The organism is Paenibacillus sp. GM1FR, assembly GCF_002803315.1.
Taxonomy (GTDB): domain Bacteria; phylum Bacillota; class Bacilli; order Paenibacillales; family Paenibacillaceae; genus Paenibacillus; species Paenibacillus amylolyticus.
The window spans coordinates 206,370-228,818 of sequence record NZ_MKZL01000044.1 but is presented as its reverse complement, the minus strand read 5'-3'; the positions used below and the strand labels follow the sequence as shown (position 1 = coordinate 228,818).

The 22,449-nt window shown below is 46.4% G+C and carries 8 protein-coding genes; all 8 read right to left on the bottom strand.

Annotated elements, in window-relative coordinates; genetic code table 11:
* Nucleotides 1–3: 3 nt before the first annotated feature.
* Nucleotides 4–876, bottom strand: coding sequence for an ABC transporter permease (locus PAEAM_RS23400; protein ID WP_047843969.1), 873 nt, complete (start codon nucleotides 874–876; stop codon nucleotides 4–6).
* Nucleotides 873–1,853: an ABC transporter ATP-binding protein gene (locus PAEAM_RS23395; protein WP_017686951.1), complete on the bottom strand. Its 981-nt coding sequence runs from the start codon at nucleotides 1,851–1,853 to the stop codon at nucleotides 873–875. The genes PAEAM_RS23400 and PAEAM_RS23395 overlap by 4 nt, the downstream gene beginning before the upstream one ends.
* 87 nt (nucleotides 1,854–1,940) lie before the next feature.
* Complete coding sequence (gene fabD / locus PAEAM_RS23390; protein ID WP_100529156.1) at nucleotides 1,941–3,215, bottom strand: ACP S-malonyltransferase; 1,275 nt, start codon at nucleotides 3,213–3,215, stop codon at nucleotides 1,941–1,943.
* A 30-nt stretch (nucleotides 3,216–3,245) separates the two neighbouring features.
* Nucleotides 3,246–4,316 carry an HAD-IIIC family phosphatase gene (locus PAEAM_RS23385; protein WP_100529155.1) on the bottom strand — a complete coding sequence of 357 codons (1,071 nt, stop codon included), beginning with the start codon at nucleotides 4,314–4,316 and terminating at the stop codon, nucleotides 3,246–3,248.
* Between the two features lie 58 nt (nucleotides 4,317–4,374).
* Nucleotides 4,375–4,608: an acyl carrier protein gene (locus PAEAM_RS23380; protein WP_017686948.1), complete on the bottom strand. Its 234-nt coding sequence runs from the start codon at nucleotides 4,606–4,608 to the stop codon at nucleotides 4,375–4,377.
* A 35-nt stretch (nucleotides 4,609–4,643) separates the two neighbouring features.
* Entirely contained in the window at nucleotides 4,644–5,495 is an 852-nt protein-coding gene (locus PAEAM_RS23375) for a 3-hydroxyacyl-CoA dehydrogenase family protein (RefSeq protein ID WP_100529154.1), read from the bottom strand.
* Nucleotides 5,496–5,522: 27 nt separating this feature from the next.
* Nucleotides 5,523–14,516 (bottom strand): SDR family NAD(P)-dependent oxidoreductase, encoded by an 8,994-nt coding sequence (locus PAEAM_RS23370; RefSeq protein WP_100529153.1) that lies wholly within the window; start codon nucleotides 14,514–14,516, stop codon nucleotides 5,523–5,525.
* Nucleotides 14,494–22,239, bottom strand: coding sequence for an SDR family NAD(P)-dependent oxidoreductase (locus tag PAEAM_RS23365; protein ID WP_100529152.1), 7,746 nt, complete (start codon nucleotides 22,237–22,239; stop codon nucleotides 14,494–14,496). Before PAEAM_RS23365 ends, PAEAM_RS23370 begins: the two co-directional genes overlap by 23 nt.
* Between the last annotated feature and the right edge of the window lie 210 nt (nucleotides 22,240–22,449).

Sequence of the window (22,449 nt, the reverse complement as noted above, 5' to 3'; positions counted from 1 at the left end):
TAATCAGATTAGGTTGAGACCTTTTTTCTTTGCCATCTTTTCTACCTTGCGCAGCATAACGATTGAGATGATTGTATACGAAATGGCAAAAAAGATGAGAATGCACCATTCCATCCAGATTGGTGCAAGGGGCACCCAATCTGTTTTGAAACTGTAATAACGCACCATATCATACCCCCAGGTATAAGGCAGGAGATATGCGATCCAACGAACGACTGCCGGAAACTGGTCTACTGGGAAATAAGCACCTGCTACAAATTCAAACATGATAAACAAAATACCCACAATGGATGAGACCTGGCGGTACAGAATCCCCAGTAGTGCAATCATGACGCCAAGCGCCATTAATGCAACGATGACCACAAGACAGGTGACTAGAATCATCATGGATTCAGCAAAGTTGAGACCTGCGTACAGAACAAGCAGGATATACATCGGTATGAACACAATGACATTCATTAATGCACTGGCTACAACCGTCCCCACATAATACGCATAACGAGAGATTGGATTGCAGTACAGATACTCCAAAGTGCCGTTATGAAGATCATTCGTCACGGCACCGAGCGGAGCGTTTAACGCTACTCCATAGAACAGCCATACAAGGATTGCACCCAGATAAAAGATAAACAGGTTATCTCCTTGAAGTACATTCTCTCCCTCGTATACAACAAACGTGGACATCAGCAGGAAAAAGAGTACTCGTAGACCCAACTGTAGGAAGTTACCGAAGAAGTTGGGCAGATACCTTACAGCAATCTGCAATTCCTTCACGGTTGTTGCCCACACGACGGTGAAAAATCCGGTAGGTTTACCTATGGCTTGCAGCTTTAGGGTTTCCTGACCTGTCCCGGTTTTAGCGTATTCGATACTCACTGTTCTCTGCCTCCTGCCAATGTGTACTCTAAATTCTCATCAGACTTCACATAGAGCTGCACAAACAAATCTTCAAGTGTTAGTTGTCTATGCTGAATGGTCGTATGGATATTGCCTTCTTTTAATTCACTAATAACCGCGCCCATCCCGTCGTACAGGTTCGTGATTCCGAAGGAAACCGTGTCTTCCTCCTCACGAATAATAGTGGAAGTTACCTCCGGCAGAGCAGTGATTCGCTCCTGAATGGAAGGGGGCAAGTCTGCTCTGGGAATGTCGATGAATTCGACTGCGCCCAGATTGGATTTTAGTTCGGCAATTGTACCTGTTTTAAGGAGCGTTCCTTTGCGCATCAGGGACACACGGTCCGTCATGTCCTCTACCTCAGTCAGAATGTGAGAGGTCAGAATAATGGATTTCCCCTCATCCCGTACATAACTTTTAATGAACTCACGTACACGTCTGGAGATCACGGGGTCCAGGCCCTTGGTCGGCTCATCCAGATATATCACTTCAGGATCATGCAGCAGGGCTCGCATAATGACAACGGTTTGCTTTTGGCCTCCCGATAATTGCATAAATTGCTTGTTCAGATGTTCCGAGAAATCCAGATACGTACTTAATTTGTCAATCTGGTTTGAAATCTCTTGTTTGCTAAGTCCGGTAAGTCTTCCAAAGAATATCAAGTTCTCTCGAACCGTTAATCTCGCATAAGCAGAGCGTTCAGTATCTTGACCCACGTATCCGATTAGTCTTCTGATGATGTTCGCATCGGTATCCAAATCGTAGCCGCCGATATTGACAATTCCAGAGTCCTTGGTCAACAGAGTCGCCAGGACTTTAATAAATGTTGTTTTACCTGAACCGTTGGTTCCCAGAATTGTGTGGATCTCACCCTTGCGAAGCTCAAAGGACATGTTATCTAACGCTAGGTGTTTACCATAGGACTTCGTGACGTTCTCAGCGGATAGCACTCTCACTTGTTCTCCCCCTTTATGTATTGCCTGTATTGCTGAATTCATGGGAGGGCGAATACGCTATTGCAGCGCATTTCGCCCCTAATGTAATCACTTTACGCCGACAGCTTCGTGTACCAGATACTCCGCCAGTTCGTAGTGATGTCCAGTATCATCAATGATATGATTCATCCACTGATTTCTTTCTTTAACAGGTAACTTTTTGGTTTCAAAGATGCCCTTGAGCAGTTCCAACGCTTCTATCATTTGCTCTTTTGAGGGTTTGTCCCCCGCATTTTCAACCTGCTCCTGAATTGCCTGGATTCGTTTGTAACGCTGAACAACACCTTGTTGATACTCTGCTTCATCCCAATTCTGGTTCGGCGTTGCCACTGCAATTGCTAAACATTTAGTTATGACTGTGGGTACTCCTTTTTTCTTCTTGCCATCCGATTGAAACATGCTAATCAATTTTTGACGTTCCGCTTTTTCGCCAAAACAGAGCGAATTGATATCAGGACAGTTCGTTTTGGTCAATTTGTTCAGTACATTTTTGGGTCCCATTTCGATGGCAAGTGTGACACCAAAACGCTCAAGGTATTGAAGAATCCGTGTCCATTGCACAGGTTTGACCATCTGATCTGTCAGCAATCCCGGAATTCGCTCGACATCACCATAGGGTTGACCTGTAACATTGGATAGTACCGGCCATTTGAACATATTGTACGAATACTTTGCCAGTTCTTGGCCGAGCCTCTCTGCATCTTCCGCCATCAGCGAACTATGAATGGGTGCACTGGACATTAGGGGGGTAACCTGACCATCGGCATCCAATACAGCTGCTTCGATCTCCTCCAGTACGTATTGATGACCAGATACGGCAGCTTGTGTTGGCGAATTATAACAGGAGACTACAGCTACACCCTGCTCGCCGCTGTATTGTTCACAGAGTTGCTCCACGATGGATGTATCAATACCGTCCATAATGGTCATGGATCCTGTGCCCCGATCAATATGAATCTGCATCATTGCACCACGCAATTTGGTGATTCGAACAGCATCGGAAAATGTCATGGCGCCTGAACATACCAACGCCGAATATTCACCCATACTGTGACCTGCACAGAATTGTGGTCGAATCCCCACTTCTTCCATATACACTCTGAAGGCCGCTACATTCGTTGCCAGAAGAGCCGGTTGCATGTTCTCATTCTGATTCAGTTCAGATAGACTTCCTTCAAAACATAGTTTTGCCAGATCCACACCTGCAACGTCACTCGCTTCCTCGTACGTTTGCTTGGCAATGCTATATTGATCATAGAAACTCTTTCCCATACCTACATACTGAGAACCTTGTCCCGGAAACAGCAGTGCTATTTTTTCCATGTCGTAACCTCCATTAATAGGGTTGGTGTATTAATTATTAATAATGTTCAGTTCCACATATGAAGGAATTTTCTGAATATAGCTCATGTCGTGTTCAAAAATGACAAGGTCCTCTTCCTGATGGATTTCTTTGAATCCGCCAAATTTATAGGTCAGATACATCATCCGATTACGATCGGTCATTTTGAATTCAGCCCGTATCTTGACCCCGGCTTCTTTCGCCTGTTCCAGGATATAATTCATGAGAATCGTGCCTACCCCTCGCGACATTACACGGCAAGACATCAACAGCAGCTTCACGGTCCAGTACTCCTCTTCCATCTCAAGCAAAGCGAGTCCAATTTTTCCATATGCTCCATACTTGTCTTCCAGTCCTGTAATGAGAAGTTTGTGATTAGGAGATTGACTGAGTTGTTCCAGATCTTCATAGGAATAGGTATACCCTGTGGTGTTCAGCTGATGAGTCCGCACCGTCAACTCTTCAGCACGCTGCAGATCATCTCCCTTGAGGGGAGAAATCGTGAATGTCATGCCAAGTGAAGCCAGAAAGTCATCTTTGGGACCTGTGAATTCATCTTCCGCCTTATTACGGATCTCATCGCTTTTGTACATTAAACGGCGAAGTTTGGAGTCCTCCGTAATAAAACGGGGATTCATCATCTCCATGTCGGGAATGTCCAGGTACTGGGCAGCATCTATGCATCGAACTTCAGCGTGCTCAAACTGTACCTCTTCCAGCTCAAACATCTGATCATCCACAAAAGCAACCGTATTCGCTCCGATATTAATGGAAGTTATGATGGATTGAATCGAGCTCGACTTGGAATTCCAGTGAATCTGGGGATATAGGAAGTATTCATGAATTCCGAATTCCTCAAGCTTCTCCATGGCTGTCTGATGGTCATTTTTACTGGCGATGGATTGCAGAACCCCACGCTCGTCCAGTGTCCGAATCACATCAATAATTCCCTCTCTCAAGACAACATTCTCATCTTCCAGAAGGACACCTTCCCAGATTGTATTATCCAGATCCCAGACGACCAGCTTCACCTTCTCTTGCTTTTGTTTGTCCATTACGAAACTTACCGATGGATCACCCATACCTGAACCCCTCCTTGGCATATTGTTCCAAACTATTGCTTCAAGACCATCAGGCAGTCTATGCTGTCTTTCGTTCAATCAGTTCATTAATCTTGTTCAACGTACGGAAGTTGCTCAGATCCATATCCTGGGTCTCAATCCGAATGTTGAATTCTTTCTCCAGAAACATCACCATCTGCATCGCAAACAGGGAATTGGCAAAACCCAATTCAAAAATATCCTCATCATCCTGAATTTCACGTTTGCGATAGAAACGACTCAGAAATGTTTTTACTTTGACCTTGGACTCCATGCACAGTCACCTCGTATAATTTATAGTCGATACACTTACAGAATCACGTGCTCAAAGAAGCCTTGACCGCTTTTTGCTCCTAACAATCCGGCATCCACCATCTTGCGAAGCAAGGGACATACTCTGTATTTCGGGTCCTGATAACTCTCATAGAGTACATCCAATGAATGAACCACAGTATCCAAACCAATCAAATCTGCTGTGTGAAGTGGGCCCATCTTATGTCCGAAACATTTGACGAATATGTCATCCACCTCTTCCGGTGAAGCTACCTGATCCTGAACGACAAAGGCAGCTTCATTCATTAGAAGATGGGATATTCGGTTAGATACAAAACCGGGAAGATCTTGTACCAGTATGGCTTCTTTGCCCATGGTATGGAGCAGGGATCTGGTCGCTTCAATCGTTGTATCCGAAGTGTGATAACCCTGAATAGCTTCGACTACGGGCTTTAACGGGACCGGATTCATAAAATGTACACCGATGACCTTGTCAGGCCGTTTGGTGATGGAACCAACTTTTGTAATCGAAATGCATGATGTATTGACCAAATAAATACAAGAATCGGGGCAATAGTTTTCAAGCTGTGCATAGACTTCTTTTTTCACATCCCATTGCTCAGGCACGTTCTCAATAATGAAATCAGCATCGCTTAGCGAATCGTAATGTGTCGTAAACTCCATACGCGAGAGCACCGTTTCCGGGTCTTCGGCCTCGGTATCCTTGTTGTAGAATCCCGAAAATCGGATATTGGTAAACAAGGCTGTCCTCGCCTGATCCAAAACTTCATCACTCACATCGATCAAAACCACGTTGTGCCGGGACTGGGCAAGGCTCTGCGCAACCCCTTTTCCCATGACGCCTGCTCCGATTACACCAACCTTCATTCCTATCAACGCCCCTCTGTGATCTGGCTAGAAATTGAAATTCACTTCTTCATCCACAGCTTCATCCGTGATATCCGTGACACGATCAACTTCAATATCATAGATCAATGTATCCGGCTGCTCTGAAATTATCTCAAGAATTTTCACAAAATCTTTGGCGATATATTCAGCTGTGCCAGGCAAGAACAAGCTTGTATTATATTCCAGAATAAACTCGATCGTACCGTCCCGCTCAATCGCATCCAGTGCCAGATCGAACCTTGAAACTCCACTGTCATAATCGATTAATGTGCCTTTGAAAGCCTCAATCTCTCCGGTGTACATCCCAACATTTTGCAGTGCAAAATACACATCAAACAGCGGATTTCTGCTCGGATCACGTGTACTATTCACAAGCTGTACAATTCGGTCGAATTGACAGTCCTGATGTGCAAAAGCCGATAACGTACGCTGCTTCACGTCCAGAAGTAACTCCCTGAATGAGTCATCAGGCACAGGTTCGTTTCTCAGGACAATTGTATTCACAAACATGCCAATGGTGGCATCAAAGTTACCCTGTTGGCGACCCGTAACAGGCGAACCGATGAGTATATCACTCTGGTTCGTGTATTTATGCAATAGGACATTTAAGGCGGATAAGAGTAACATGTATAGCGTGGTTCCTGTACGTGCTCCGAGCTTGCCTATACGTGCAGTGAGTGCTTCGTCAGCATAAAAAGTCATTTTGGCTCCATCATAGGTTTTTCGATCAGGTCGTGAAAAGTCTGTTGGAAGTTGCAGTGTCGGCAATGGTCCTTTCAGCGTTTCCAGCCAGAAGGCTTCCTGTGATTTAATCGAATCCGATTGCTGATACTGGTTGCTCCACTCCGAGTAATCTCTATACTGATAAGGAATATTCGGTAGAGGTGAACCACTGTACATTGACGTGATTTCGTGCATCATATTGTCCATCGACATGCCATCTGTAACCAAGTGATGCACATCGAACATCAACAGATGGCGACCGTCATCCAACGAACCGACAATCATGCGGATCAACGGTGCCGCTTCCAGATCAAACGGTCGGACAAACTGCTTCACTACATCTTCCACTGCTTCCGTTCCACGAATGACATCTGGCAACGTTTCGATCGAAAAATCCACGTTCTCGTGAATTCTCTGAATCGGCTCTCCTTGTTCCCAGTGAAATGATGTACGGAACGATTCATGGCGCTGAATCAGAGTGTTCATATAACCGTTCAACGTCAATGGGTCAAAATTCCCCTCCATAATCAACGCTTTGTTCAGGTTATAACTGATGTTGTCCGGGTCCTGAGTGCAAAGGTAGAATATCCTTTTTTGAGCTGATGAAAGTGGATATTTTTCTTTGGCTTCTGCATGAGGAATGGACTGTTGTCCGACTGTTGCACTCTCCACATCGACCAAAGATTGCAGGTGAACTCCCAGTCCCCAGATCGTCGGATATTGCAGCACATCCGAAGGATTAACCTGTATCCCCGTTTCCCTGTATATATCCGATGCCATCTTGAGCCCAATAATGGAATCTCCACCATATTCGTAAAAATCATCATACAGATCCATTTCTGTCAGTCCCAAATGAAGTGACCAGATCCGGGATAACATCTGTTCCATGGCTGTATATTGACCATCATTGCGGCCGTGTAATGAGACTTCTTTGTTCAGCGTGGCCTTTCTCATCTCCACTTCAGCAATCACGCTGGCACTTTGATCCTGAATCGTGTTGTATACTTCCTCCGACATCATCATTGGCATATCACCTACGTAGGCCATATATTCCGAGTCATAATTCAGTTCGCCGATGATAGATCGATGCACTTTACGCTGAAAAGCCTGGTCAAAGGCCTTTAATGCAGACTTTGTTAAAACAGACTTGAATACCATGTCATCATTTACGCCAAAATCTTTGGCCATCCCGGTCTCTTTCCAGGCCACCCAATTGATCGTTAACGTTCGTCCGCCCCTGCGATTGCGATACGCTGCATAAGCATCCAGATAACTATTCGCTGCTGAATAATCTCCTTGACCCGGAGAGCTGAATAATGTTGAAGTGGTTGAGAACAGAACAAGAAAATCAAGAGAGTCTTGGGCTGTTGCCTGATCCATATTCCAGGTTCCCTGGACTTTCGGAAGCAACACACGGTTAAAGGTCTCCGCATCCTTGGATGCAAGGAATCCTTCACCTGCTACCCCTGCTCCATGAACAATGCCATCCACTTTGCCGTACTGCTCTCTGATGTCCTCCATGAGTCTTGATACTTGTTGAAGATCACCTGTATCCACGCTGTAGAGACCTACTGTGGAACCTTTGGTCTCAATCGAATGTATCCATTTAATTTTGTTGCATTGCTCCAGATCCTTGTTATCCTCCAAAATGGCTGGCCATGTTTCCCGATCAGGGAAATCCGATCTGCCTGCAAGAATCAAGGTAACGTTGTGTCTGTTGGCAAAATGTTCTGCAAATGCTCGGCCAATGCCGCCCATTCCACCGGTGATGAGATAGACCCCTTGCTCCTTAATGGTTACATCAGAGAGCTCAGCTCCCAACAGATCTGTCTTCCTAAACTCTTCCACATATCGTTGACCCTTCCGATAAGCAGTGGAGTAGAAACCATCATCTGCATTCATTGCATTAAGCAAAATAGGAATAGCGGTGTCATCATCTATATCCATGACTTTGCATTCCAGCTGAGGATGCTCTTGTCCAATCGCTTTGCCCAAGCCAAACATCGTTGCATATTCAGGAGCAAGATGTGATTCGTGGCCGCTAACTTCGTGAACGTACTGGGATAACAGAACAATGCGCATTCGATTTCGCAATCCTGCACCTGCAATGGCTTTTGTAAGGTAAAATAAGCTATGCACACCTCGGCATAAGGCATCCTCCAGTTCCTTCGGACTCTCGGGTGCTGTATGATCATTTATGGTAAAGGTGTGAATAATCTGATCTATTCTGTGGTTCTTCGTAGCTTTCAATAATTGCAGATACTGATCCTCCGAACCATCGATCTGATAATGAACCGGAGAGATCTTCGCATATGTTGCACCAAGCGTAACTTCAATTACATGTGCTCCACGTTCAGTAAGTTCCCGAGAGAGACTGTCACATAAAGGAATTGTCCCCTTCAAAAGCAAGACGGTTTGCGGATTCGGAATGAACCGCTCAGGATTAGTCGCTTCCACCCAGCCAATGGTGTAATGCATCGTTGGTTCTTCCTTCTGCACAACGGATGGTTGAACCGCAACTCGCTCGGGAATATCAATCCAGCAACGATTGCGCTCATAAGGATACGTTGGAAGATGGAGCCGGAAGGTTTCCTCTTCTGCGTACAATCTGGACCAGTCAATATCGGCCCCCTGTGTATAAAGAATCGATATTTCCTCCAAGTGCTGATCTTCCCATCCGTGCTCGTTAATGAGCTTCAGTACCCTGTCTGCTTGCTCGTTTAATTCACGAAGTTTTTGTTCCGTCAATTCGCCAACACCCGGCTCCTTCGTCTCAGGAACCATTCGATGTTCAGATGCATAAGCAACGGGCGGTTTAATCTCGCTAAACGGGCACCCATGCAGCTTGTCCAATCGGGATACCAGCTCTTCTTTGTCTTTAAAAGGAATGGCGATACGCAACTTGTAGTGTCCTCTTCCCTGAGCAGCTGTTCCGCACAGGCTTAACAAATCCAGTTCATCGTAACTATCGAGATAATCATGATAAGCTGCGATCAATCTGGATAGAGAGTCTTTACTTTTGGCGGAAAGAGGCAAAATATAAGGTCTGCGTTCCTCTGCTTGGACAAATGTCTGCACTGGGGCCTCTTCCAGGATAACGTGACAATTGGTTCCACTAATCCCGAAGGCGCTAATCCCACAACGTCGCGGTCCTTCCTCTGAATGCCACGTACGAAGACGGGTATTCACGAAGACCGGTGAATTGGAAAATTCAATCATTCGATTAGGTCGATTAAAGTACAGTGTCGGAGGAAGCTTTTTCTCACGCAGCGCCATGACCGCCTTCACCAAACTAATCACTCCAGCAGCCTCCGAAGAATGCCCCAAGTTGGTCTTGATGGAACTCACCGCACAGAATTGCTTGCGATCTGTGTAGCTCGACAGTGCATCGGATATGCCCTTAATTTCAATCGGATCTCCCAATGTCGTGCCCGTGCCATGTGTTTCAATGTAGGTGATTGTCTCCGGTTCGACTCCTGCATCCTCCAAAGCAGATATAATAACCTCTGTTTGAGATGCCGGATTAGGTGCCGTGATGCCTATTGAACTGCCATCCTGATTCACAGCCCCGCCTTTAATTACAGCATGGATCGAATCATGGTCATCCAATGCCTGCTGAAGTGATTTCAGCAGTACCACTGCAACCCCTTCTCCAATACCTGCTCCATCTGCTTCATCATCAAAAGCTTTGGAGCGATGATCTGTAGATTCAATGCCAAGTTTCATATTTTCATCATCCACCGGACACAGATTAATCTTGATTCCGCCAGCCAGTGCATAATCACATTGTCCGCTACGAATAGCTTTGCAAGCCATGTCTACAGACACCAATGAAGATGAACAGGCCGTATCAATAACCATGCTTGGACCCTTTAGATCCAATAAATATGAGATCCGGGCAGACATCATTGCTGTCAGATTACCCACCATGGAGCTTGAACCGCTCCCAGGATCAACTTCATATAAGAGACGTGCATACAGATCTCGCAAGGTTGCCGCATAGCCCAGATATACGCCTGTTTTACTACCGCTCAATCTGGTGCCGCCATACCCTGCATCCTCAATTGCAGTCCACGCAGCTTCAAGAAATAATCGCTGATTGGGATCCATTAGACTTGCTTCCTTAGGCGATAACCGAAAGAAACCTGCATCAAACTTGTCTATGTCTTCCAGATACGCGTTCTCATTGTATTTCATCTGTGCCTGGTCATGACCTGTGAACGCAAAATGCCTGTCAATATCCACTTTTCTCGATTCCGGAAACGACCGAACCAAATCCGTGCCGTTGACGAGATGTTCCCATAGCTCCTCAGGTGTGGAAGCAAGCGGCACATTCACAGCCATGCCGATAATCGCAATATCTCCATCTCGTTCCGCCGCAGTACGCTTCTTGAGATGCATCGCAGGAGAAGGACGCTGTTCCTCCTTCTTGTTTTTTCCACCGATAAATTTTGCGAGATGATGTACATTCGAGTATTCGAACAGGTCCGTAACATTAATGGCTCCTGGAAAAATTCGCTCAATCTCACTCTGAATTTTCATTAGCAGAATAGAGTCCGCGCCTAGTTCAAAGAAGTTGTCGTGAATATCAATTTGATCAAAACCTAATATTTTTCTACAACATTCGGCCACACGTTTTTCCGTATCACTAAACTCTTCGTTGAGACTTCCTGTCAGACTTACTTCTCCTGCTGGATTTGTCGCTGCACTCTTTGCTTTGTTCGCTTTTTCCTGCTTCTTTTTCTCCTTGAATAGTTCAATTTGCGCAGTCAGCACAGGAGAGAGCATCACCCCTGATTTTTCGAGCAGGAAGACTCCACCGTTCTCATAATTGAGATAACCTACAAGTGCTCTCGGTACATTATGGGATAACACCTGCTCAAACCCTTCAAGAGCCTTACCCGTTGGCAACGTCTTAAAAATGGTATCGATTGTGAAACCACCTTCAAGGGCCATACCAGTCTCTTTCCAGGTCGTCCAGTTCACCACATGTGTCCTTCTGCCGAGCTTGTTCCGATATTCCCCGTAGGCATCCAGGTAAGCATTGGCTGCGGTATAATCTCCTTGAACGGCTCCGCTAAACATCGTTGCTACCGAAGAAAACAGAATAAAGAAGTCCAGATCATCCGAATGGGTAACTTCATCCAAAATACGTGTACCCATCACCTTCGGGTTGAAAATGCTTCTAAACTGGTCATCCGTACGATTCATCAACAGGTCGGATCTTCCGATTCCCGCACCATGGATAACCCCCCGGATCTTCCCATGACGTTGACGCAGCTCTTCTACAATTGGAACTACCTCTTCTTTTTTGGAAATGTCAGCGCTGTATATTTCAACGGTAGCTCCCATATTTTCAATATCAAGAACTCCCTGAATCTTTCGGCATAACGACTGATCCTGCTGTGCATCCAAAATTGCTTCCCATGTTCTCCGGGGTGGAAAGGCAGTACGATTAATCCAGGCCAGATGTACCTTGTCCCTGCCAGCCAAATATTTGGATACTTCAATCCCGATACCTCCGGCTCCACCAGACACAAGATATATCCCTTCTGAATGAAGAGCCGGAAATTGTCCATTGTTACTGTCCGACTCTGCAACAGGCTGGAGTGTACCGAATGACTGAATATACCGTTTTCCGTCTCGAATGGCGGTAAGGAAGTGATCTGTTTTTCTGAAAACAGACTCTGCACTCCCTTTGCTCCATAGCATATCTTCCACGTCGATAACTCGACATTGGATGTTCAGATGCTCCTTACGTATGACCTTGGCAAGACCTTCTAGCGGTGCGAGCTCGGGTCTAAGAACCTGTTCTTTGCCTGTGACATGATGGACGCATTGGGTCAAAATCACCATATCCATATCATAAACAATACCATGTCTGGTCAAAGAACGAACCAGATACAGCAGGCTGTAAACACCGCGTTCCTGTGATTCATTCAACTCCACCAGATTCTGAACAGAAGTGTCCGAAGCAAAGGTAGGTGCGTAGATGACCTGTGACCATGATTTTGAATCCAAAGCATTGACTAAAGAATCAAAATCGCCCTCTTTCGAACCAATTCGAAAATCAGTATCGTTCCTCTGTTCATAGCAATCTCCCGGGCAAACCTTAATGACGTCCTTACCCGATTGTTGCAAAAGCAATGCAAGGTCAGCTCCACCTTTGTCATCAGCCGTAAAGAGTACAACTCTCTCGCTTGAATGAACTTCGTTATCCTCGTAATCTCCCTCAAGCTCATGCCACGTGAGAGAAAACAATCCGTTGTCATGGTGGACACTCTCTTCTGCTGGTCTGCTTCCCATGTCAATCCAGCATTTCTGCGAATCAAAAGGATAACCCGCCAGAGGTACGGTCTTCGTAGACTTGCCCTCATACAGACGCCACCAGTCCACGGATGCTCCTTGCACGTAAAGAGTACACAGTCGCCCCCAGTCGAATGTAGCCTCATTCATCTGGTTCAATTCTTGCCGGACCTCTTCGCTTAACGCACGAACGTTTTTCTGAGTAATATCATGTACCCCTGAAACTTCCCGATTGTCGCTGATCAGTCGGTGTTCCCCATAATGAAACCAAGGTGCTGTGAACGTGTGAATGTCTCCAGATATAACCTGGGTCAGCTTAATGCGCAAATCCTCCAAATGTTCAGCCAAAATGATCACTCGGTGAGCATAATGTCCACGACATGCATTGGCTGTTCGACACACATCCAGTAATGAATACCTGTCGGGGAAGGTAGATACTCCGTCCAGATACTGTTTCATGAGAACTTGAATTCCATGATCTGATCCCGCAGACAACGTGAATGGATGAACACCCGTATGCCCATCATGCGTAACGGTCAAAGTGGCCTGTACAGGAGCTTCTTCCAGCACGATATGACAATTTGTTCCGCTCAAACCAAATGTACTTATCCCGCATCTACGCGGATCAGCACCTCGCTCCCACTCTCTTAACCTTGTATTGACATAGACGGGTGAATTCCCGAAATCGATATTCAGGTTTGGATAATTAAAATGAAGGGAAGGCGGGAGTTTCCGATGATACAATGATAAAAGTCCTTTGATCAGACTGGCCATACCTGCTGTTTCATACAGATGCCCGACATTGGTTTTGACCGAACCGATTGCACAAAATTGCTTTTTGTTCGTATATTTTCGAAAAGCACGTTCCAGCCCCTGAATCTCGATAGGGTCACCCAGATTGGTTCCTGTTCCATGAGTTTCAATATAGGCCAAGGATTCCGGGTGGATGCCTGCTCGCTTCCACGCTTCCTCGATTACTTCGGATTGAGCAACCGGATTGGGGGCCGTGATGCCCATGGACGTTCCATCCTGATTCAAGGCGATGCCTTTGATTACACCATAGATGTGGTCTCCATCCTTCTGAGCCTGACGAAGCGGCTTCAAAATTACTGCAGCCACACCTTCACCCATACCGGACCCATCTGCTTCTTTATCAAAAGCTCTTGTCCGGTAGTCGGTGGACTCAATCCCAATCTTCAGAAAATCATTATCCACTGGCAAAATATCCAGCTTAACTCCTCCGGCAATCGCCATGTTGCAATCCCCGTTCATCAGCGATTTACAAGCCAGATAAACGGATACCAACGAGGACGAACAAGCCGTATCCACTACCATGGTCGGTCCTTTTAGATTAAGCAGATACGAGATGCGGGTTGGAAGCATTGACGCGATATTTCCAGTCATCGCAATAGATAACTCTTCCGGATGGGTATCCTTGATCATTTCCTTATAGTTGTTACTATTGGCAAATCCGGTAAAGACACCGGTATTGCTTCCTGCAAGCCTTTGCCCGCCGTAACCGGCATCTTCGATGGCATGCCATGCTGTTTGCAAAAATAAACGATGACAAGGGTCCATCAGACTAGCCTCTTTTGGCGAGAGACGGAAGAACTTATAATCGAATTGATCCACTTCATCCAGAAAAGCACCATCCAGATATTGAAGGAATTCGTCTGAATATCCGCTTAGTCTGAGGTACTCATCCGTTACAGATTTTCGATCAGATGGATAATCACCTATGCAATCAATCCCCTGCTCAACAATGTGCCAGTATTCCTCCGGACGGTTTGCATGGGGAAACTTAAGGCTCATGCCTATGACTGCTATATCCTCTTGATGATTTGCTTCTTCCTGCTTCAGCAGATTGATGACCTGAATCCCCGTCACTTTGTCAATTTTGCCGGAGGCTATGTTTTCAACAACATGTTTGTAGACTTTCTCCACAAGCTCACTCCCCTGGCCGTATTTCATCCAAACGATGAAGAATGTCTTCGACAGATACTTCCCCGTCCTGCAACTTGTCCAGCATATGGCTTAATGAGTCATTCCAATCTCCGTCCTGCTCTTCTGATGCGGATGTTATCGGTGCAGCTTGCAGGATATGTTGCTCATTGCCTGCAATGTAATTGCTGAGTTTGTCTACGGTTGTATATTCGAACAGATCTACCAGTTTGATTTTATTTGGGAAATGCCGATCCAATAACTCATGCATCTGGCCCAACATGATCGAATCTCCCCCTAATTCGAAGAAACTGTCATAAATATTGATTTCACTGAACCCTAGTACCGAACCGAAGATTTTGGCAATCAGATCCTCAGCATCGCTATATGCTCCTTCTCCTGTCCTGCCATCCAGAGTAACTTCTGCATAACCGGTCTGGTTTTGAGTTTCAGGAAACACAGTTTTCTCATTATTATCCAGGGATCTCAGGTCATCAGATAGTCTCACAGCAACACTTGACATCATGCCAAGCAATTTGCTTTCACGATTGATCTCGCCGACGATTACCCGATTCAAGTTCATTCCCATCGCACGATCCAGCCATGCAATGCCCTGCTCCGTAGGAATGGCAGAGAATACGCCATCCACATTGATGCCGTAACGAACGCCCATCCCCGTATCTCGCCATGTGTTCCAGTTCATAGTTAGGGTTCGTTTCCCGAGCTTGCTTCGATATGCAGCAAACGCATCCAGGTATGCATTGGCAGCAGCATAGTCCCCCTGGCCCGGAGCAGCAAACACCGAAGAGATCGTGGAGAAGAGCAGGAAGAAGTCAAGATTATCCTCAAGCGTGACCTGATCAAGCGCCCATGTTCCATGGACTTTGGGACCTATCACCGCTGAGAACTGTTCCTCCGTCTTGCGCATCAGCATGCCTTCACCAGGTACACCGGCACTGTGGACTACGCCACGAATGGGACCGCAGGTATGTCGAAGTTCATCAAATACCTCACGTAGCCTATCCAGATGTCCGATATCCACTTGATAAAAGGAACATGATGTTCCCTTCTTCTCCAAATCCGTGACGCGGTTTATCGTCTCGCACACTTCCCTGTCTCTGTTCTGATCAAGCCATTCAATCCACTGGTCACGCGGCGGAAAAGGTGAACGGGCAAGCAAAGCAACATGTCCTGCTCCCTTGTCAGCCAAGTACTGGGCAACTTCCAGTCCAATGCCTTTCGTGCCGCCAGTAATCACGTATACACCGTCATTTTGAATTGCTGGCGCATGGCCGATCACCGTCGTATCGTTCAAAGTCTCGAACTGCTCCTCATAACGGGTACCTTCCCGGTAAGCAACAAGATACAAATCAGACTTCCGGCCGATCTCTTGTAACACATCTTCAGCAGAGACAACATCATCAACGTCCAGAAATTTGCAGGATATGCCCATCAATTCCTGACCTACAACTCGTCCCATTCCCATAAAAGGAGCTTGTTGTGGCTGAAGGACACGTTCATTACCTGTCACTTCGTTCACATAATCAGATACCAGTGTAAGGCTCAATCCGCGTTCATAACCCACATGTGCCAGCGCCTGTGTAAGATACATCAGGCTGCGAGCCCCACGTTGCTGGGTCACCTCTAATTGTTCGATACTCTCGGGAAATACTGCTTGTTCAGTCGTTGACATATGGATAATATGTGTGAATTGATACTCAGATTGAAGATCTGTTAACAAATCCTCATACGCCTGTTTATTTGAATCAACACCATACCATCCATCGCCAGGAGTAGAATCCTTTTGAAGTCCAATCTCTACTCTTACAACCTTCCGACCCGCAGCTAGTAATCTCTCAAAAATCGATGCCGAAAGAGCGGTTTTTCCTGTGAACAATAACACATCTCCAGATTCGGAGGACATCCATGATGTCCCATCGTTGGATGGCATGTTAACCCAACGAATAACATGAAATGGTTGTTCCATACGTTCCACTTTTACAGGGGCGACGTCGGGTATGTCCAGCCAGTGTGTCTTACGCTCGAAAGCATACACCGGGAGCCGCACTTTACGAGGTGCCTGTCCGTCATTCCATAATAATGGTGGCAAATCTGCGCCCGCCGAATACAACTCACTAATTTTGACCTGCATGGATTCGTCCCTGTAGAGGCCGTTCTTCCACGCTAATGCAACTTCTTGAATTTCGGCGTTCAAACTTTCCTTCTGAACCAGAGTAAGATCATCCGGACGTCTAATCCCATCCGTACCTGATACCAATCGGTGTTCTCCATAACGATAGAAAACCTTACCGGTTTCGCTCAGTTCAGACTCCCAAAATTGGAGCCGGCTCAATTCATTCAAACGGGAAACAAGTTCCATTGTTGTATTCACTGCAAAAATTAATCGATGCGGATAATGACTGCGACCAGCCTGGACCGTGTAACAAATATCCTGCAGATCCATTGGTAATAATTGCGGACCATATGCAACGTACCTCGTAACAAGTTGCTGCAAGCTCTCACGTGATTTGGCCGAAAGCATGAACAACTGTGGCCCAACGTGAGGAACATGGTCGGACAGTTCTTTATGGGTATAGTCTGCCGGTGGTTCTTCCAGCACAATATGGGCATTGGTTCCGCTCATGCCAAACGCACTGACGCCAGCTCGCCGCGGATGGCCTTCAACCTCCCACTTACGAGTAACGGTATTGACGTATATGGCAGAATCGTAAAACGGGATATTTTCATTGGGTCGATTAAAGTGAATCGTTGCAGGCAATTCCTTGTTTTTAAGTGCCAACGCAGTTTTGATCAACCCCACGATTCCCGCTGCTTCAAGCAGATGACCCATATTGGCTTTGACAGATCCAATCGCACAGAAATTTCGTTTGTCGGTGAACATACGGAATGCATTCGTCAAACTGTTTACTTCAATCGGATCCCCTAAAGGTGTACCCGTCCCGTGGGCTTCCACATAACCAATGGTCGCAGGATCAATGCCAGCATCATCCCATGCCTTGCGAATCACGTCTTCTTGAGCTGCCGGATTTGGTGCTGTCATCCCGGCAGAACTACCATCCTGATTGGATGCTGATCCCTTAATGACCGCATAGATTTGGTCGCCATCCTGTTTAGCTTTTTCGAGTGGTTTGAGCATGATTACACCAATGCCTTCGCCAAATCCCGTTCCTTCCGATTCCTCATCAAATGCACGCGTGATTCCATCCATGGATTCCATGCCTATTCCCATGCGTGTATTCGTGTGATGAATTGGCATAGTATGGATTTTAATCCCACCAGCTATGGCCATTTCACATTTGCCGCTACGAATCGATTGACATGCTGCATCTACAGCAACGAGGGAAGATGAACAGGCTGTGTCTACGACCATCGATGGCCCTTTCAAGTCCAGCATATAAGATACTCTTCCAGAGGTAACTGCTGCTGTGTTGCCCACCATAGCGCTGGATAGCAGAGTTGGATTGGTTTCATAAATGAGTCGTGAATACATATCGCGAATATTCGGCGAGTATCCAACAAACACCCCGGTATGACTTCCACTAATGTTTTCTACACAACCGGCATCCTCAACTGCTTCCCAACATGCCTGCAGGAAGAGACGCTGATGCGGGTCCATCAGGCTTGCTTCCTTGGGAGACAAACGGAAAAAGGTACTATCGAACTTATCAATCTCATCAATATAGGACCCTTCCACAAGAGCAACGCTGCCCTCAGGAAACTGTTTATATCGAATATAGCGATCAATGGCATCCTTTCGTTCTGCAGACAATGCGGTCCTGCAATCCAACCCGTTACGAATATTGTCCCAGAATTCATCAGTATTGTTGGCGTTAGGCAGTTTGACGGAAATGCCAATAATGGCTATGTCCTGTTCCGTTCCTTTCATCGTTGCATGATGTGTCATGTTGTTGCTTCCCTGGCGTTTATCTACCAGAAAACGGGCCAGCTTATAAACTGTTGCGTGCTCAAACAAATCCGTAATCATAAGCGAACCTGGATCAAGCAGTTCCAATCTGGCATGCATCGTTTTTAACAAGAGTGAATCGGCTCCCAGTTCAAAGAAATTTTCATGGATGTTAATTTCCTCGAAACCCAATACCTGTCTGCAGACATCAGCGACACGTCGTTCCGCTTCGGTGTAATCCTCTTTTTCTTTTCCCGTTAGGATCACCTGACCCGTGCCATGTTGTGAAAGTGATCGGGTAGAAGCCCTTTCTGCTATAGACCTGGTCGTAGACTTCATTCTCTTCAATCGTTCGAGCAAATGTGGAGCAACCCGAATCCCTGAACGTTCGAGTAAACGAATGCCCCCACCATCTATGTTTAATTCCCCGATAATAACGCGGTCTACTTTTCGAGTAACAACGTCTGCGAGAGTATGGATCGCCTGTTGAGGTAAAATGGCCTTAAATATAGTATCCGCCGTAAAACCCGAACGTGCTGCCATTCCCCGCTCCCTCCAGGTCACCCAGTTAATCGCGAGTGTGTGAAGTCCCTGCTTGGTTCGTTGTGCAGCGAACGTATCCAGGTAGGCATTGGCTGCAACATAATCTCCCATAGTCAACGTGCTAAATGTTGTAGCGATAGAAGAACATAACAGCATAAAATCAGGCTGATCTTGTCGGGTAAGTTGATCAAGCAACCATGTCCCCCTGATCTTGGGAGCCAACGTGCGCTTGACGTCATCTTCACTCTTCTGATCGGTAGACAGATCACTTCCCGTTCCTGCACAATGCACAATTCCATGTATAGAACCAAACGTTTTTCTGATAACATCCAACGTATGGGTAAGACGCATTTCATCAGATACATCTACGCTAAAATAAGTTACCATTGCTCCGAGACTTTCCATGGAATCTATTTCACGAATAATCTGCTGAACAGCCGTCTGGTCTTTCCCATCCTTACGAAGCAGCGGCCATTGCTCTCTGTTGGGTAATTCAGTCCGTCCCAGTAGGACAATTCGTACCTTTGTCTGACCAGCCATCCATCTCCCAATCTCTGAACCTATCCCCCCTGCTCCACCCGTTATGATGTATACTCCATCTTCAACCAGTTGCCAGTCCCTATTTTCCTGAGTCTCTGTGTTCCATTCATCCAGCTGTTCAACATAACGAATCCCATTCCGATAGGCAAAATTCTCGTTGGAGATGCCTATGCCACCAACCAACTCCGGAATAGATTCAAGTGAACTATGTTCATCTCTGTCGATGCACTGACACCGGATATGCGGATATTCCTTTCCTATAACCTTAGCCCAGCCGATCAAGGCAGCGTGCTCAGGATACAGTTCCACTTCTTCCCCCGTCACTTGATAAGCAGTTGTCGTAGCAATTGATATGTCTACAGGGCCAGACACTGCTCTCTGCACCAGAGATTTGACCAGTCTGAACAGACTCAGAGGACCCTCTATTTCCGCCTGAGAAAGATCCGCCAGATTATGCACCTGCATTCTGGGCGTTGAACTCAGTAGATGAATAACACGGGTTATATCATTGAAAGGCAATGCACCAAGCAGATGATCATAAACATCTTCTGAAGAAAGTTGCACTAGACCTGAGAGTCCTTCCATAACGGCAACATCTCCGTCAAATGTCACGGATACCAGCTTTCGTCCCAGATTACGCAAGGTGGTTTCAAGCCTTTCGCCTTCAAGGTCCTTATCTTTTCGCAATATCAGGGTTATCCCATCATCAATTGGCTGCTGCGCCTCATCGGGTATGGATGGTTCCAAAGAATCCGCGATCCAGCGTGTTCTATACATGCTCCGATACATGTCATCTGTCTGGCGTTGATCCATGTCCGATTTCCAGTCCAGCCAGCATATGTTCGGTTCAAACTGGTATGACGGAAGTGGAGTCCTGCGCACAGACTTTTCTCTGTACAGATCTTCCCAACTCACATCGGCTCCCTTAACATACAAATCACAAATGGCCTCCAACAGCACTTCCCTCGGATGAAGATGCGCTTCTGAAATCCACCCCTGTGCCTTCTGGCCAAGTAACTTGACCTCCTGCTCCGTGATTTCCCCTGTACTTCGCGTGGACTCCCCTTCACCCGCTGTTATAATCCGATGTATGCCTGTGTGTACTCCATTTATCTCAAGATCAGGACCACCTTTTACGTCTGATACAAGCTTCAATTTTCTTTCCAAATCCTTGCGATCACTGTAAGTGATCGCAAGCCTTTGAGTGTAGTGCCCTCTTCCGGTATTAGCCGAAAATGATAGATCTGCCAGCGAAAGTTCAGGATTTGAAACGAGCAAGGCCTGATACGCTTGCACCAGCTTTGTTAAGCTGGCAGCACTTTTGGCAGAGATCGTTAAAATTTGCATATCCGGGGTCACTGCGGTATCTGCCCTGTGATAACGTGGCGGCTCTTCAACTACAATGTGACTATTGGTTCCACTTAGACCAAACGCGCTGACACCACATCTGCGTGGAGCTCCTTCGGCATGCCATATTCTAGGGCGAGTGTTGAGATAGACTGGAGAATCTTCAAAGTTGATTTTTGAGTTTTGACGCTGAAAATGAAGTGTGGGTGGCATCATGCCTTCACGCATTCCCATAATGACCTTGAAAAGCGAAGCCATGCCAGCTACACAATCCAAGTGGCCCACATTTGTCTTCACTGAACCGATAGCACAGAATTGTTTCTTGTTCGTAAACTTTTGGAACGCTCTGCGAATGGCCTCAAACTCAATGGGATCTCCCATATCTGTCCCCGTACCATGTGTTTCAATATAATTAAGCGTCTCCGGGTTAATCCCCGCATTTTTCCATGCTTTCACCAGCAAATCTGCCTGTGAAGCAGTATTCGGCGCTGTGATGCCTACGGAAGTTCCATCTTGATTCACAGCACTTCCTTTGATGACTGCGTAAATATGGTCTCGATCCCTGAGTGCTTTGTTCAAAGGTTTGAGGATAATAGCGGCAGCACCTTCACCCCACACCGTCCCATCCGAATCTGCATCGAACGCCTTCACTTTGCCATCTGGCGCTTCCACACCAAGCTTGTTCCCTTCATCCAGGGGAAACAAACGTATCTTGACGCCACCAGCGACAGCCAGATCACAATCCCCGTTTCGAATGGCCTGGGACGCGAGATGGATGGCTACGAGAGAAGATGAACATGCTGTATCAAGACAAAGGCTCGGCCCCTTCAGATCCAGCAAGTAAGAAATCCGGCTAGCCAGAATGGAGGCCAGATTACCTGGAACTGCACTGGGATCTGCCTGAGGTTCCAAGTCAGTGATTAATCTTTTGTAGTCATATACTTCATCGTTTCGAAACCCAACGTACACACCTGTGTTGCTTCCTTTAAGTTTCCCGCCTCCATATCCCGAATTCTCAATGGCGTGCCAAGCCGTTTCAAGAAACAACCGCTGATTGGGGTCCATGAGAGAAGCTTCACGGGGAGACAGGTTGAAGAAACGATAATCGAATCGGTCAATATGATTCAAAAACCCTGCTTTGGTATACGCGACCGACTCTCCCCGTGTCTTCATATAATAATCTGTGAAAGATTGTCGTTCTGCGGGAAAATCGCTGATACTGTCCACACCGTTAACCAGATTACTCCAATATGCCTCGAGTTCCTCTGCACCAGGGAATCTGCCGGACATTCCAATAATGGCAATGTCCTTAGTCGAAACACTTTCGATATCGACCGATTCTGCTCCGGATTCCAGGAGATCATCCAGTTTAATACTTCCCATTAATCCTTTTCTCATTTTGCTCTCCTTTACAGTCGGCTTGAGATCATTCGAGTATCGGGTTCAGTAGTTTAAAGTAGAGTTGCAAGAGTGACTCTACCTTGCTCTTCCGCCATTTCATTGAACGGAATCCACATACAAAGTGCAGGCTGTCCTCCTGATGAACCACTTGTAACGTTAAGTCGTACAGTTCTGACACTGGCACTCCCGAAGCAACTGCACCAGCGT

Bases quoted from the DNA above. Each gene is read 5' to 3' on its own strand.
- fabD (WP_100529156.1), bottom strand. From the start codon at position 3,215: ATGGAAAAAATAGCACTGCTGTTTCCGGGACAAGGTTCTCAGTATGTA.
- PAEAM_RS23385 (WP_100529155.1), bottom strand. From the start codon at position 4,316: ATGGGTGATCCATCGGTAAGTTTCGTAATGGACAAACAAAAGCAAGAG.
- PAEAM_RS23380 (WP_017686948.1), bottom strand. From the start codon at position 4,608: ATGGAGTCCAAGGTCAAAGTAAAAACATTTCTGAGTCGTTTCTATCGC.
- PAEAM_RS23375 (WP_100529154.1), bottom strand. From the start codon at position 5,495: ATGAAGGTTGGTGTAATCGGAGCAGGCGTCATGGGAAAAGGGGTTGCG.
- PAEAM_RS23370 (WP_100529153.1), bottom strand. From the start codon at position 14,516: ATGAAATACGGCCAGGGGAGTGAGCTTGTGGAGAAAGTCTACAAACAT.
- PAEAM_RS23365 (WP_100529152.1), bottom strand. From the start codon at position 22,239: ATGAGAAAAGGATTAATGGGAAGTATTAAACTGGATGATCTCCTGGAA.